This is a genomic window from Nocardioides sp., assembly GCF_030149505.1.
Taxonomy (GTDB): Bacteria; Actinomycetota; Actinomycetes; order Propionibacteriales; family Nocardioidaceae; genus Nocardioides.
This window is the reverse complement of record NZ_JASBRN010000077.1, coordinates 93789-108509: the sequence shown is the minus strand read 5'-3', so window position 1 is coordinate 108509 and position 14721 is coordinate 93789. Positions and strand designations below refer to the sequence as shown.

The 14721-nt window shown below is 72.7% G+C and carries 10 protein-coding genes; 5 read left to right on the top strand and 5 right to left on the bottom strand.

Annotation, left to right across the window (positions count from 1 at the left end; all coding sequences use genetic code 11):
- Positions 1-93: 93 nt before the first annotated feature.
- Positions 94-855, bottom strand: coding sequence for a WHG domain-containing protein (locus tag Q1V71_RS17865; protein ID WP_300645574.1), 762 nt, complete (start codon positions 853-855; stop codon positions 94-96).
- A 187-nt stretch (positions 856-1042) separates the two neighbouring features.
- Between Q1V71_RS17865 and Q1V71_RS17860 the strand changes: the two genes are divergently transcribed.
- A complete protein-coding gene (locus tag Q1V71_RS17860) occupies positions 1043-3217 on the top strand; it encodes an MMPL family transporter (RefSeq protein ID WP_300645573.1) in 2175 nt (724 codons plus the stop codon).
- A gap of 52 nt (positions 3218-3269) precedes the next feature.
- Here the strand turns inward: Q1V71_RS17860 and Q1V71_RS17855 are convergent, their stop codons facing one another.
- From Q1V71_RS17855 to glgX, 4 genes are all read right to left on the bottom strand, one after another.
- Positions 3270-4109, bottom strand: coding sequence for a hypothetical protein (locus Q1V71_RS17855; protein ID WP_300645572.1), 840 nt, complete (start codon positions 4107-4109; stop codon positions 3270-3272).
- A 92-nt stretch (positions 4110-4201) separates the two neighbouring features.
- The gene (treZ, locus tag Q1V71_RS17850; protein ID WP_300645571.1) at positions 4202-5974 is read right to left on the bottom strand and encodes a malto-oligosyltrehalose trehalohydrolase; all 1773 of its coding nucleotides are present in this window, start codon (positions 5972-5974) and stop codon (positions 4202-4204) included.
- Positions 5975-8374, bottom strand: a complete 2400-nt coding sequence (gene treY, locus Q1V71_RS17845) for a malto-oligosyltrehalose synthase (RefSeq protein WP_300645570.1) — start codon at positions 8372-8374, stop codon at positions 5975-5977.
- On the bottom strand, positions 8371-10614 hold the full coding sequence (glgX, locus tag Q1V71_RS17840) for a glycogen debranching protein GlgX (protein WP_300645569.1): 2244 nt from the start codon (positions 10612-10614) through the stop codon (positions 8371-8373). The genes treY and glgX overlap by 4 nt, the downstream gene beginning before the upstream one ends.
- A 159-nt stretch (positions 10615-10773) precedes the next feature.
- Here glgX and Q1V71_RS17835 point away from each other — a divergent pair, with 159 nt between their 5' ends.
- From Q1V71_RS17835 to Q1V71_RS17820, 4 genes are all read left to right on the top strand, one after another.
- A complete protein-coding gene (locus Q1V71_RS17835) occupies positions 10774-11919 on the top strand; it encodes an acyl-CoA dehydrogenase family protein (RefSeq protein WP_300645567.1) in 1146 nt (381 codons plus the stop codon).
- Positions 11920-12176: 257 nt separating this feature from the next.
- A complete protein-coding gene (locus Q1V71_RS17830; RefSeq protein ID WP_300645565.1) occupies positions 12177-12926 on the top strand; it encodes a VIT family protein in 750 nt (249 codons plus the stop codon).
- Positions 12926-13477: an RNA 2',3'-cyclic phosphodiesterase gene (thpR, locus tag Q1V71_RS17825; RefSeq protein ID WP_300645564.1), complete on the top strand. Its 552-nt coding sequence runs from the start codon at positions 12926-12928 to the stop codon at positions 13475-13477. Before Q1V71_RS17830 ends, thpR begins: the two co-directional genes overlap by 1 nt.
- A gap of 99 nt (positions 13478-13576) precedes the next feature.
- Complete coding sequence (locus tag Q1V71_RS17820) at positions 13577-14719, top strand: NAD(P) transhydrogenase subunit alpha (RefSeq protein ID WP_300645562.1); 1143 nt, start codon at positions 13577-13579, stop codon at positions 14717-14719.
- Positions 14720-14721 lie beyond the last annotated feature (2 nt).

The following is a 14721-nucleotide window of genomic DNA, read 5'->3' as shown; positions in this document are numbered from 1 at the left end:
GGCGCGCGGGGGGGGGTCTCCCTAACTATCTTCCCCCCCCGGCGGGGGGTTGGGTATAAAAGGTTGGCGCACTACCCCGGTCCCGGCCGCGCCTCAGCGCGGGTGCGCCGCGATCCGCTCCCGGATCAGCGCCTCCAGCCGGGGTACGTCGTCGGCCAGCCCGATCCGGGGCGCGAACCGGAGCATCGTGTCGACGAAGAGGTCGCCCGACTCGACCAGCCGCGGATCCATGTGGCCGAAGACCTCGAGGGTGACGACGCCGTACAGCTGGGTCCAGCCCTGCATGTAGACCCACATCAGGCCGCGGTCCTCGACGGCGATCCCCTCGCTCTCGGCCGGGATGACCGGGTCGAGGACGGCCTGCTGGGCGGCGGGCGGCAGGTCGGCCACGGCTGGTACGGGGAAGTGCCGCTGCTCCCAGATCGCTCGGATCTGGCCGGTGAAGAGGTGCCCCGAGCTGCTGAGGGTGAGCGCGTCGCGCCGGATGCAGGCGCTGTCGGCGATCGGGTTGGCGAAGACCAGGCCGAACTCCCGCGGCGAGCCGTGCGCCCACTGGCGGAACTCCGCCGCGCTCACGCACAGCCGTCCCGCGACGTCGTCGACGGGCAGCTCGTCGGCAGCCGCGCGGAACCGCTCGGTCGCCTCCCGGTCGATCTCGAAGGCCACGAGGTCGACCAGCTCCTGGTAGCTCGCGACGTAGCGGTAGAGCGCCGGCGCGGTCATGCCCATCCGCTGGGCCACCGCCCGCAGCGAGAGGTCCTCCCGTTCGCGCAGCAGGGCGATCGAGGTCGTCACGATCTCGGCGTACGTCGCCTCGCGCTGTCGCTCGCGGCGCGTCGTCGGCTCGGCCGTCACGGGTCTCCTCACGGGCGGCGGGTGGTTGCGGGGTGGCAGTGCGGGTGGTCTCGACCAGTCACCAGGTGACTCGTTGACACCCACGTTAACATCATTTACGGTTTACGGCGTTCACTTCTGTGGGCACCTGTCACGGATCTGCGTGGGGAAGTCGAGGACGACGATGATCGATCGCTGAGGAGAGCTGGTGGGCCGCCGGGCCCTGGCCGTGCTGCTGGTCGGGGTGCTGCTCACCCTGGGCGCTGGAGCGTTCGGCGCGGGCGTCTTCGACTCGCTCTCGCAGGGCGGCTTCGACGACGCCTCCTCGGAGTCGGCCCAGGAGCTGGTCGCCGAGCGCGAGGCCTTCGGCAACAAGGGCATCGACGTGGTCGCCATCTACTCCGACGAGGGCGGCCTCACCGCCGACGACCCGCAGTTCCGCGCCGCCGTGGAGGACGTGGTCGGCGCGATCCCGGCCGACGCCGTCGCCAGCGTCGTGCCCTACTACGCCGCTCCCGACGCCGGCCTGGTCAGCCAGGACGCCAGTCACGCGCAGGTGCTCATCTCCCTGGCCGGGGTGTCCCAGGACGACTTCCTCACCAACTACGACCGGGTCGCACCCGTGCTGGAGGACGTCGAGGGCCTCGACGCCGACCTCGCCGGCGCCTTCGCGGTCTACAACGACGTCAACCAGATCACCTCCGACGACCTCAAGCGCGCCGAGCTGATCTCGCTCCCGATCGTCATCCTGCTCGCGCTGCTCATCTTCGGCTCCGCCGTGGCCGCCCTCATGCCCGCGATGGTCGGCATCGTGGCGATGCTCGGCGCCCTGGCCGTGGTGCGGGTGATCGCCGAGTTCACCGAGGTGTCGGTCTTCTCGGTCAACGTCATCTCGCTGCTGGGCATCGGCCTGGCCATCGACTACGCCCTCTTCGTCATCAGCCGCTTCCGCGAGGAGCTGGCCCTCCAGCCGCTCGACGCGCCCGACGCCGCTGCCGTCGCGATCCGCCGCACGATGGCCACCGCCGGCCGCACCGTGCTGTTCTCCGGCCTCACCGTCGCCGCGGCGATGGCCAGCCTGCTGATCTTCCCGCAGGCCTTCCTCCGCTCGATGGGGTACGGCGGCATCGCGGCCGTCGTGGTGGCCATGCTCGCCGCCCTCACGATCCTGCCGGCGGTGCTGCGGCTGCTCGGCCGGCGGGTCGACGCCGGCCGGTTGCCCTGGCGCCGCGACCGCTCCCTGGCCCCCGGCGAGGGCGGCCGGTGGGCGGGCCTCGCCCACGCCGTGATGCGCCGACCCGTGCTGGTCATGGTCGTCACGATCGCCGCCCTGCTCGCCGTCGCCAGCCCGTTCCTGGGCGCCAAGTGGGGCAGCGTCGACTACCGCGTGCTGCCGCCCGACGCCCCCGCCCACGAGGCCGCGGCACTGCTCAACGAGGAGTTCGGTCCCGAGACCTCCACCGCCCAGCTGCTTCTCCGGGGCACCGAGCCGACCGACGTGGCGGCGTACGTCGAGGAGGTCCGGGCGGTCCCCGGTGTGCTGGACGTGGTGTCCGTCGCCGAGGACGGCACCGACACGCTGCTGCGCGCGGTCTGGGAGGGCAACAGCCAGACCGAGGCCTCCCAGGACCTCGTCCGCGACCTGCGCGCGATCGACCCGGCCTCCGGCGAGGCGCTGGTCGGCGGGCTCAGCGCCGACACCGTCGACCTGATCGCCTCGGTCGCCGACCACCTGCCGTGGATGGGCCTGATCGTCGTCGGCGTGATGCTCGTGCTGCTGTTCGTGGCGTTCGGCTCGGTGGTGCTGCCGGTCAAGGCGGTGCTGATGAACCTCTTCTCCATCACCGCCTCCTTCGGCGTGGTGACCTGGATCTTCAGCGACGGCAACCTGGCCGGCCTCCTCGGCTTCGAGCCGCAGGGCTTCCTCGACGCCACCAACCCGATCCTGATGCTGGCGATCCTCTTCGGGCTCTCGATGGACTACGAGGTCTTCCTGCTCTCCCGCGTCCGCGAGGAGTGGGACCGCACGCACGACAACGACCGGGCGGTCGCTGCGGGCGTGCAGAAGACCGGGCGGATCATCACCTCGGCCGCGCTGCTGCTCGGCGTGGTGATCGGTGCGTTCGGCACCAGCGGCATCGTGTTCATGAAGATGCTCGGCGTCGGCATGCTCGTGGCGCTTCTCATCGACGCCACCATCGTCCGGGCGCTGCTCGTGCCGGCGACGATGAAGCTGCTGGGCGACTGGAACTGGTACGCCCCCGGGCCGCTCGCCCGCTGGTGGGAGAGGTACGGCTTCCGCGAGGAGGGCCCCGCCGCGCACGTCCCCGACACCCGCGACCCGGGCACGCCCTCCGAGGACCGGGTGCCCGAGCCCGTCTGACCCCCTGCCCCCCGGCGCGCGGCCGCCGCCCTCCCCGGGACGCCCTCGGGCGTCAGGCGGTCGCGCGCCGGCGCGGGAGCGCTGCGAGCACGAGCAGCAGGACCAGTGCGACGCCGGCCGCCAACGCGGTCGAGAGCCACAGGTCCGCGACCAGGGCGTCCCACACCTGCAGCACGAGCTCGCGCTCCTCGCCCCGCGGCGCGGCCGCCTCGACCACCCGCCGACCGGCGACCAGGGAGACGGCCAGCAGGCCGAGCGCCGGCAGGGCCAGCCCGGCCGCCAGCATCCCGGTGCGCCGCCGCAGGGGCGAGGCCGCCAGGGCCAGCGCCAGGGCGGCGAGCGCCAGCAGGGGTACGACGGTGCCCCGTCCCTCCACGGCCTGCCAGACCCGCCGGGCCTCGTCGATCTCGCCGGTCCCCGCGATCGTGAAGCTGGTGGGCGGCACCTCGACACGCTCGGCCAGGAACTGCGCCGGCAGCTGGTCGAGCACCGCCTCCACGACGGGGGTGATGTCGATCCGCACGTCGCCGCCCTCGCCGACCGGCCGCGACAGCACGTCCACGAGCGAGGTGTGCGCCACCTCGTTGCTCGCCCGCCACAGCGGCGGGAACGCCTGCGACGCCACCACCCGGCGTACGGCCAGGGAGACCGCGTCGCCCAGCGCGTCCTCGGCGACCGACGGCGCCCCGACCAGCCGCAGCACAGCGACCCGGACCCGCACCGTGATCGCGTCCTGCACCGCCTCGTCCTCGGCCAGCGGGGTCACCGCGTCGAGGTAGCCCTCCCGGTCCGCGACCGTGCGGTCCACCCAGGAGGTCACCAGCGCTGCCGGCAGCAGCACCACCGCGACGAGGACGAGCAGGACCGAGAGGACACGACGGAGCGGGCGCACCGGCGCGAGTCTGCCCCAGGCCCCCCGCGCCGACCCCCAGGGGGCCGAGCCGCCCCGCGTTTCCTGAAGGAGCGGGCCGCTCGGCGAGAAGGTCAGGGTCGGGGTCGGGGGGCGACGACGGCGGCGGCGTGCGGCGGGAGGACCAGGGTCGTCGCGCCGGGCGCGGTGTCCAGCCGCGGCCCGGCGGTGGTGCCGAGCAGCAGCCGGCCCCCGACCAGGGCACCGGTCAGCGGGACCTGCGCCGTGTCGTCGCCGAGGTTGAGCGCGACGAGGGTGTCGCGGCGCCACAGCAGCACCAGCCGCGAGGCCTCGTCGACCTCGCACCGCACGGCGGCGAAGGACGGGTCCGTCAGCTCCGGCCTCGTACGCCGCAGGGCGGCGAGCGCCCGGTAGAAGTCGAGCACCCGGGCGTGCCGTCCGCCGTCGCGGTCCGGATCGGTCTCGGACCAGTCGAGCTTCGAGGCGAGGAACGTCTGCGGGTGCTGCGGGTCGGGGACGACGGCCGGGTCCCAGCCCATCTTCTCGAACTCCGCGAGCCGCCCCTCGGCGGTCGCGCGGTCCAGCTCGGGCTCGGGGTGGGAGGTGAAGAAGGCGAACGGTGTGGACGCCGCCCACTCCTCGCCCTGGAAGAGCATCGGGGTGAAGGGCCCGGCCATCGTCAGCAGTGCCGCACACATCAGCTGGTCCTCGTCGAGGACCTCGGTGATCCGGTCGCCGCGGGCGCGGTTGCCGATCTGGTCGTGGTTCTGGCTGGCGACGACCAGCCGCCAGGTCGCGGTGTGCTCGAGGTCGATCGGCACCCCGTGCTCGCGCTCGCGGAACGAGGACCACGTGCCGTCGTGGAAGAACCCGCGCGTCAGCACCTTCTGCAGCGCGGTCAGCGGCTCGAAGTCGGCGTAGTAGCCGGTCGTCTCCCCGGTCAGCGCGACGTGGACCGCGTGGTGGAAGTCGTCGCTCCACTGGGCGGTCAGGCCGTGGCCGCCGGCCTCGCGCGGGCGGAACATCACCGGGTCGTTGAGGTCGGACTCGGCGATGAGCGACAGCGGCCGGCGCTGGTGCGCCGACAGGGCGTCGACCTCGACCGCCAGCTCCTCCAGCAGGTGGACCTCGGAGGAGTCGTGGAGCGCGTGCACGGCGTCGAGCCTCAGCCCGTCGACGTGGTAGTCGCGCAGGAACATCAGGGCGTTGTCGAGGATCAGCCGCCGCACCTCCGCGGAGCCCTCGCCGTCGAGGTTGACCAGGTCGCCCCAGGTGTTGCGGCCGTCCTTGAGGTAGGGCCCGAAGAGCGGCAGGTAGTTCCCCGACGGGCCGAGGTGGTTGTGCACGACGTCCTGCACGACCCCCAGGCCACGCGCGTGGCAGGCGTCCACGAACCGCTGGTAGGCCGCCGGCCCGCCGTACGTCTCGCTCACCGCGAACCAGCCGACCCCGTCGTACCCCCAGTTGTGGGTGCCGTTGAAGGAGTTGACCGGCAGCAGCTCGACCAGGTCGACGCCGATCGAGACGAGGTGGTCGAGCCGCTCGACGGCGGCGTCGAGGGTGCCGTCGGGCGTGAACGTGCCCAGGTGCAGCTCGTAGACGACCGAACCCGGCAGCTGCCGCCCGGTCCACCCCGCGTCGGTCCAGGCGAAGGTCGCGGGGTCGTACGTGCGCGACAGCCCGTGCACCCCGTCGGGCTGGCGCCGCGAACGGGGGTCGGGCCGCGGCGTCGGGTCGTCGTCGAGCAGGAAGCCGTAGTCGACCTCGCCCGCGACCGGGACGTCGACGCGCCACCAGCCGTCGTCGTCGCGCTCCATCGACACCGTCGCGCCGTCGACCAGCAACCGCACGCGCTCGGGCCGCGGGGCCCAGACCTCGAAGAGCACTCAGTCCTCCTTCACCAGCAGCGCGACGGGGTACGTCGACAGCAGCGACTCCAGCGACCCGTTGCTCACCCGGTTGGTGAGCAGGTCGCGCCAGGCGCCCTCGGGCAGGTCGAGCGTCGTGCCGCCCCAGCCCCCGCGTGTGCGCAGGCCCAGCGGCAGCCGGGTCGCGACGGTGATCGCGCCGCCGCGGTCGAAGGCCAGCACGTGGTCGGCCGCCTCCCCGGTCGCCGGCACGCCGGCGTACGTCGTGAACAGCTCGGGCCGGTCGCGACGCAGCCTCAGCGCGGTGCTCACCAGGTGCAGCTTGGCGGTGCCGGGGTCCTCCAGCCCGCCCACGAGCGCCCCGGGTCCGGCGGCCAGCATCGAGCGGCGCAGCTCGTGGTCGACCGGGCGTCGGTTGTCGGGGTCGACGAGCGACTGCTCCCACAGCTCCGAGCCCTGGTAGACGTCCGGGACACCGGGCATGGTCAGCGCCACCAGCTTGGCCGCCAGGGCGTTGCTCCATCCGGGGTCGACGGTCCAGGCGAGCACCTCGTGCAGGACGCGTTGCACGTCGTCGCGGTCGAGCGCGGCGTCGACGGCCGCGTGCACCGCGGCCTCGTAGTCCTCGTCGGGCTCGGTCCACGTCGTGCGGTCGCCCGCCTCACGCATCGCCTTCATCGCGTAACCGTGCAGCCGTTCCCGGAAGTCGCCCCCGGGCGCGGGACCGGTCGAGGCCGGCCAGGCGCCAACGACTGCCTGCCACAGTAGGTTCGCGAAGCCCGGGTCGGGCAGCGGCACGAGGTCCAGCAGCCGGTCGAGCGCGGCGGCCCAGCCCTCCGGGGCCTCGGCCAGCACGTGGATGCGGGCGCGGACGTCCTCGCCCCTCTTGGTGTCGTGGGTGGACAGCGTCGTCATCGCGTGCGGCCAGTCGCGCTGCCGCACGACCATCGCCTCGTGGAAGCCGTCGACGGTCAGCGAGAAGACGGACGGGTCGCCGCCGACCTCGTTGAGCGAGGTGAGCCGGGAGGTCCGGTAGAACGCGCAGTCCTCCACGCCCTTGGCCATCACCATCCCCGACGTCTGCTGGAAGCGCCGCGCCCCGTCGCACGAAGGGTCGCGCAGCCACGGCTCGACGACGTCGTACGTCGCCGCGAGGTCGGGCCGCCGGGCGCGGGCGTCCGCGAGCGCGGCGTCGAGGTGCTCCTCCCCGTCGCGCTCGGTGGTGGAGAGGTAGGAGCGGTAGACCGGGAAGCAGGCCAGCAGCTCGGCGACCGCGTCCTCGCCGCGGGCGCGGTCGAGCCGGGGGACGTCGCGCCGCAGGTCGCGCACGATCCGGGCCACCTCGCTGCCGAGCAGGCCGTCGGCCACCTCCCGCTTGAGGTCGTGGACCATCGCGTGGAAGTCGACGGGTCCGCCGCGCAGCCGGGCCTCGAGGTCGGTGAGCGGCTGCTCGCCGGCGGGGTCGACCAGGACCCGGTCGACGAGCGCGAGCGCGTCGTACCCCGTCGTCCCCTCGGTCGCCCACGAGGCAGGGAGCCCCTCACCGGGCTCCAGGATCTTCTCGACCAGGACGTAGGCGCCTTCGGTGAGCCGGGCCAGGTCGTCGAGGTAGCCCTTCGGGTCGCGCAGGCCGTCGGGGTGGTCGACCCGCAGCCCGTCGACCAGGCCCTCGCGGAACCAGCGGCGGATCTCGACGTGGGTGTCGGCGAAGACCTCGGGCTCCTCCACGCGCACCGCCGCGAGGGTGTTGACCGCGAAGAACCGGCGGTAGTTGAGGTCGTCGTCGGCGCGGTGCCAGTCGACCAGCTCGTAGTGCTGGCGGGCGTGCACGGCCTGCGGGTCGTCGTCGACGCCGCTGGCAGTGCCGGGCGCCACCGGGAACGCCTGGTCCCAGTAGTGCAGCTCCAGCCCGCCACGCTCGGCCGGGCCCTCGACCAGGGTCAGGTGCCCGACACCGCCGTCGGGCAGCAGGTCGTCGTCGCCGACCACGGGGATCCGCAGCCGCTGGCCGGCGGTGTCCCAGTCGACGTCGAAGGCGGGTGCGTGCTCGGCCTCCCGGCCGTGGCGCAGCACGTCCCACCACCACGGGTCCTCGGCCGGTGTCGCGACGCCGACGTGGTTGGGGACGATGTCGACGAGCACGCCGAGCCCGAGCTCGCGTGCCCTCGCGGCCACGGCGGCGAGCCCCTCCTCGCCGCCGCGGTCGGGATCGAGGTGGTCGTGCGCGACCACGTCGTAGCCGTGCGTCGAGCCGGGCTCGGCTGCCAGCAGCGGCGAGAGGTAGAGCCAGTCGGCGCCCAGGTCGTGCACGTACGTCGCCAGCCGGGCCACCTCGTGCAGGTCCAGCTCCTTGCTCACCTGGAAGCGGTACGTCGAGGCCGGGACCCTCGCCGGCGTACGCCGCTCGCGACCGCTCACGCCTGCTCCTGCTCGCTCGCGGCGCGGTCGGACTGGCTGCGGTCCGACTGGCTGCGGTCGGACTGGGCCTTCAGCGAGGCGTCGACGGAGTGGTCCACCTCGGCCTCCGGCTCGGCCCACTCCTGCAGCACCAGCACGGTGCGGCCGGGCAGCACCACCTTCGAGCCTGACCCCAGCGGCGCGGCCGGGTCGGTCTCGCCGGCGGTGTCGATCGCGACCGACCAGGCCGCGGCGTACTCCTCCGGCGGCAGCACGAGGGTGACCTCGTCGGCCCCGGCGTTGAAGTAGAGCAGGAAGTGGTCGTCGGTGATCGGGTTGCCGCGGGGGTCGCGACCGGCGATCCCGTGGCCGTTGAGGTACATCCCGAGGACCGCGGAGCCACCGTCCCAGTCGCCGTCCTCCATCCGCCGGCCCTCGGGGTGGAGCCACACGATGTCGTGCAGGCGCTCGCCGCCGCTGACCTCCGACCCGGTGAAGAAGCGCTTGCGCCGGAAGGTGGGGTGCTCGGCGCGCAGCCGGGAGACCGCCGCGGTGAACTCCACCAGCGGCAGGTCGAGGGAGTCCCAGTCCATCCAGGAGATCTCGGTGTCCTGGGCGTAGGTGTTGTTGTTGCCGCCCTGGGAGCGACCGCCCTCGTCGCCGTGGAGCAGCATAGGGACGCCCTGGCTGAGCAGCAGCGTCGCGATGAGGTTGCGCTGGGTCCGGGCCCGGAGCCGCAGGACGTCGGGGTCGTCGGTCGGGCCCTCGACGCCGAAGTTCTGCGAGCGGTTGTGGCTCTCGCCGTCGTTGTTGTCCTCGCCGTTGGCCTCGTTGTGCTTCTCGCAGTACGACACCAGGTCGGCCAGGGTGAAGCCGTCGTGGGCGGTCACGAAGTTGATGCTGGCGAAGGGGCGACGGCCGGACTGCTCGTAGAGGTCGGAGGAGCCGGCCAGGCGTGAGGCGAACTCACCCAGCGACGGCTCGCCGCGCCAGAAGTCGCGGACCGAGTCGCGGTACTTGCCGTTCCACTCGGTCCACTGCGGCGGGAACCCGCCCACCTGGTAGCCCCCGGGGCCGACGTCCCACGGCTCGGCGATGAGCTTGACCTGCGAGACCACCGGGTCCTGCTGGACGAGCTCGAAAAAGGTGGCCAGCCGGTCGACGTCGTAGAACTCCCGCGCCAGCGCGGAGGCGAGGTCGAAGCGGAAGCCGTCGACGTGCATCTCGGTCACCCAGTAGCGCAGCGAGTCCATGATCAGCTGCAGCGAGTGCGGGTGCCGCACGTTGAGCGTGTTGCCGGTGCCGGTGTAGTCCATGTAGTGGCGGGGGTCGTCCTCGACCAGGCGGTAGTAGGCCTGGTTGTCGATGCCCTTGAACGACAGCGTCGGCCCGAGGTGGTTGCCCTCCGCGGTGTGGTTGTAGACCACGTCGAGGATCACCTCGATGCCGGCGAGGTGGAGCTCCTTGACCATCGCCTTGAACTCCTGGACCTGCTGGCCCCGGCCGGCGGCGGGGTCGTGGGTGGCCGCGGAGTAGTCGGCGTGGGGGGCGAAGAACCCCAGGGTGTTGTAGCCCCAGTAGTTGCGCAGGCCCTTCTCCAGCAGCGTGTTGTCCTGCACGAACTGGTGGACCGGCATGAGCTCGATGGCGGTGACGCCGAGCTTGGTGAGGTGCTCCACGACGGCCGGGTGCGCGAGGCCGGCGTAGGTGCCGCGCAGCTCCTCGGGCACGTCGGGGTGCTGCATCGTCAGGCCCTTGACGTGCGCCTCGTAGATGACGGTGTCGGGGTAGGCGGTGCCCGGGCTGCGGTCGCCCTCCCAGTCGAAGAAGGGGTTGATGACCACGCCCAGGGTCATGTGCGGCGCGGAGTCATCGTCGTTGCGGGAGTCCTCCTCGCCGAAGGTGTAGGCGAACAGCGAGGGGTCCCAGTCGATCTCGCGCCAGGTCGCCTTGGCGTAGGGGTCCAGCAGCAGCTTGGCGGGGTTGCAGCGCAGTCCGGCGTCGGGATCCCAGGGGCCGTGGACGCGGAAGCCGTAGCGCTGGCCCGGCTGCACGCTCGGGAGGTAGCAGTGCCACACGTGGGCGTCGACCTCGGTGAGCTCGATCCGGGTCTCGACCAGCGGCCCGTCGGGCTGGTCGGGGTGGTCGTCGAAGAGGCAGAGCTCCACGCGCTCGGCGACCTCGCTGAACAGCGCGATGTTGGTGCCGCTGCCGTCGAAGGTCGCGCCGAGGGGGTAGGCGTTGCCGGGCCAGATCTCCATGTCACTCCCTGTTCCCTGTTTGGATCGATCTAACCGACCCCCCTCCCCCCGAGGGCTCACCCCTGCGCGCGGCCGGTCCGCGCGGCCGCTGCCGCGCTGGTACCCCGCGTTGCGCTCGTCACTCCCCACCTGGGTTACCTGCGGGTAGCATCTGGTCCCATGAAGCGCGAGATCTACGACGAGGACCACGAGGCATTCCGCTCCTCCGTGCGGGAGTTCCTGGAGCGTTCGGTCATCCCGAACGTCGAGCAGCACGCCATCGACAAGGCCATCCCCCGCGAGTTCTGGCTCGAGGCCGGCAAGCAGGGGTTCCTGGGTCTCGAGATCCCCGAGGAGTACGGCGGCGCCGGCGCCGGGGACTACCGCTTCAACGCCGTCATGGCCGAGGAGCTCTCCAAGGTCAACGCCGCCCTCGGCTCGTGCTGGGGCATCCACGCCGACATCACCGCGCCGTACATCGTCGCGATGGGCACCGAGGAGCAGAAGCAGCGCTGGCTCCCGGGCGTGGCCTCCGGCGAGATCCTGCTCGCCATCGGCATGACCGAGCCCTCCGGCGGCTCCGACCTCGCCGCGCTCAAGACCTCCGCGGTCAAGGACGGCGACGACTGGGTCATCAACGGCTCCAAGACCTTCATCACCAACGGCTACTCCGCCGACCTCATCATCACCGCGGTGCGCACCGACCCCGAGAAGGGCGCGCGCGGCATCTCGCTCTTCGCGATCCCCTCCGACGCCCCCGGCTTCTCGCGCGGTCGCAAGCTCGACAAGGTCGGCCAGGACGAGTCGGACACCGCCGAGCTCTTCTTCGAGGACGTCCGGCTCTCCGAGGAGCACGTGCTGGGTGAGCTCGGTGGCGGCTTCATCGCGATGATGCAGAAGCTCCCGCAGGAGCGCCTGGGCTGCGCGATCTCCAACGTCGCGCACGCCAAGCAGATCCTCATCGAGACGCTGCAGTACACCAAGGACCGCAAGGCCTTCGGCGCCCCGATCGGCACCTTCCAACACAACAAGTTCCTGCTGGCCGAGCTGTTCACCTCCATCGAGGTCGCCGAGGCCTACATCGACACCTGCGTCATCGCCCACGACAAGGGCGAGCTGACCCCCGTCGACGCGGCCAAGGCCAAGTGGTGGTCCTCGCAGGTCCAGAACGACGTGCTCGACCACTGCGTCCAGCTGCACGGCGGCTACGGCTTCATGAACGAGTACCGCGTGGCCCGCGCCTGGCGCGACGCCCGCGTCTCCAAGATCTGGGCCGGGTCCAACGAGATCATGAAGGAGCTCATCGGCCGCGATCTGGGCCTGTAGCACGCACCTCGCTGCGTTGTCGGCGCTCGACGACCCGCTTCGCTCCAAGGTCGCCTTCGCGCCTCCGCCTTGCGATGCACGCACTACAGGCCCAGCTCGCCACGGCGACCTAGGCTCGTAGCACTCGACCTGAGGGGGCGCCCTCCCGGCGTACGAGCCGGGGGGCGCCCCCTTCGTCGTCCCCGCACGTGACCGGGACCGCTGAGCGCAGCCTCACCTTCGTTGTCGGCCCGGACGCCACGGGGGAGGATCGACGCGTGACCTCCGAGCCGACGTACGTCGACCCCGCCGACGTGGACCCGCAGCAGCACGACGACGAGCCCCACGACACCGGCATCCGCTCGCGTCTGAACTGGCTGCGTGCCGGGGTGCTGGGCGCCAACGACGGCATCGTGTCGACCGCCGGCCTGGTGGTCGGTGTCGCCGGCGCGACCACCGACCGCTCGGCGATCCTGATCGCCGGCACCGCCGCCCTGGTGGCCGGTGCGCTGAGCATGGCGGCCGGTGAGTACGTCTCGGTCAGCACCCAGAGCGACTCCGAGAAGGCGCTGCTGGACAAGGAGCGCCGCGAGCTGGTCGAGGAGCCCGAGGAGGAGCTCGCCGAGCTCGCCCAGATCTACGTCGACAAGGGCCTCTCGCCCGCGCTCGCCCAGCAGGTCGCCGTCGAGCTCACCGCCCACGACGCGCTGGCCGCGCACGCCGAGGCGGAGCTGGGCATCGACCCCGGCGAGGTCACCAACGCCTGGCACGCGGCCTGGGCCTCGATGATCTCCTTTTTCCTCGGCGCGCTGCTGCCCCTGCTGACGATCGTGCTCGTCGGCCCCGACCTGCGCGTCCCGGTCACGATGGTCGCGGTCGCCGTGGCCCTCGCGCTCACCGGCTGGGCCAGCGCCAGGCTGGGCTACGGCCCGCCGGGCCGGGCCGTGGCGCGCAACGTCGGCGGCGGCGTCTTCGCCATGGTCGTCACGTTCGCGGTGGGATCGGCGCTGGGAGCCGGCATCGCCTGATGAGGGCGTTCGCGGCGTTGGTCCCGCCCCAGCACGCGGTGGACGACCTGGAGGACTTCCTCGAGCCACGCCGGGCGGCCGGCACCTTTCGGTGGTCCGCGCCGGAGCAGTGGCACGTGACGCTGGCCTTCTACGCCGACGTGGCCGAGCACCGGGTCGACGACCTGGTCGAGGCGCTGGCTGCGGCGGCCGCGCGACGGCGTACGACGCCGGCGCGGATCGCAGGCGGCGGCGCCTTCCCGCACGGGGTCGCCGCGAAGGTGCTCTGGGCGGGGCTCGTCGGCGATGACGAGGAACTCGGCCGCCTCGCCGCCGGCTGCCGCGCCGCGGCCTCCCGCGCCGGCACCCGCGTCGACGGCCAGCCGTTCCGGCCCCACGTGACCCTCGCCCGCATCGGGGCGCCGCAGGAGGTCACCCGCTGGGTCCGTCTCCTCGACACCTACACCGGACCGGAGTGGGTCGCCGACACCGTCACGCTCCTCGCCTCGCACCTGGGTGAGGGGCCCCGCCGCCGCCCCCGGCACGAGGTGCTCGAGGAGATCGCGGTCTGAGCCGGGACCGGACCTGCGGACCCGCGGGCACCCAGGCATTCGCAGGGCCGACCGGCGCGTACCCCACGCTCCACCCGGGAGAGGGCTAGGTTGCTGGACATGCGAGTCGCAGTCGCGCGGGAGACCCGCGAGGGCGAGACCCGGGTGGCGATGGTCCCCGAGCTCGTCGGGAAGCTGGCCGCGCTCGGGCACGAGGTCGTGGTCGAGACCGGCGCCGGCCTAGGGGCCCTCCACGAGGACGAGGAGTACGCCGCTGCCGGGGCCCTCGTCGAGGACGACCCGTTCCCGGAGGCCGACCTGGTCTGCTCGGTGCAGCCGCTGTCCCGTGACACCCTCCGCCGGCTCCGCGCCGGCGCGGTCACCGTCTCCTTCCTGTCCACCGCCGCCGAGCTCGACCTGGTCCGCGACCACCGCGACCTCGGCACCACCGCGATCGCCATGGAGCTCGTCCCGCGGATCTCGCGGGCCCAGTCGATGGACGCGCTGTCGTCGCAGTCGCTGGTCAGCGGCTACCGCTGCGCGGTCGTCTGCGCCGGGCTGCTGCGCCGGTTCTTCCCGCTCAACATGACCGCCGCCGGCACGGTGCCGCCCGCCCAGGTCGTCGTCCTGGGTGCCGGGGTGGCCGGCCTCCAGGCCATCGCCACCGCCCGTCGCCTCGGGGCCGTCGTGAAGGCGTACGACGTGCGTGCCGCCGCCGCGGAGGAGATCCGCTCCATGGGGGCGCACGCGATCGAGCTCGACCTGCCCACCCTCGAGGGAGCCGGCGGCTACGCGCGCGAGATGTCCGAGGAGCGCGCGGCCCTCCAGAGGGAGCTGCTGGCGCCGTACGTCGCGGCGGCCGACGGCATGATCACCACCGCCGCGGTGCCGGGGCGCACGGCCCCGGTGCTGGTCACGCGGGAGATGGTCGAGGCGATGAGCCCCGGGTCGGTCGTGGTGGACCTGGCGGCCGACTCCGGCGGCAACGTCGAGGGGTCGGTGGCGGGTGAGATCGTCGCGATCGGGCGGGCCCAGGTGTGGGGCGGGCGCAACGTCGCCGCGCAGATGCCGGGCCCGGCCTCGCGGCTCTACGCGCAGAACGTGCTGAGCCTGCTGACCCTCATGACGCGCGAGGGAGAGCTGGTCCTCGACCTCGACGACGAGATCCTCGACGGGGCCTGCGTCACCCATGCCGGCGTCGTGCGGCACGAGCCCACGCGGCTGCTGCTCGAGGGACCCGGCGCACCGGTGGAGGAGGAGTAGCC

What these genes read in the sequence shown, in the direction of transcription:
- glgX (WP_300645569.1), bottom strand. Translation starts at nt 10,614, where the DNA reads ATGGAGATCTGGCCCGGCAACGCCTACCCCCTCGGCGCGACCTTCGAC.
- Q1V71_RS17835 (WP_300645567.1), top strand. Translation starts at nt 10,774, where the DNA reads ATGAAGCGCGAGATCTACGACGAGGACCACGAGGCATTCCGCTCCTCC.
- thpR (WP_300645564.1), top strand. Translation starts at nt 12,926, where the DNA reads ATGAGGGCGTTCGCGGCGTTGGTCCCGCCCCAGCACGCGGTGGACGAC.
- Q1V71_RS17820 (WP_300645562.1), top strand. Translation starts at nt 13,577, where the DNA reads ATGCGAGTCGCAGTCGCGCGGGAGACCCGCGAGGGCGAGACCCGGGTG.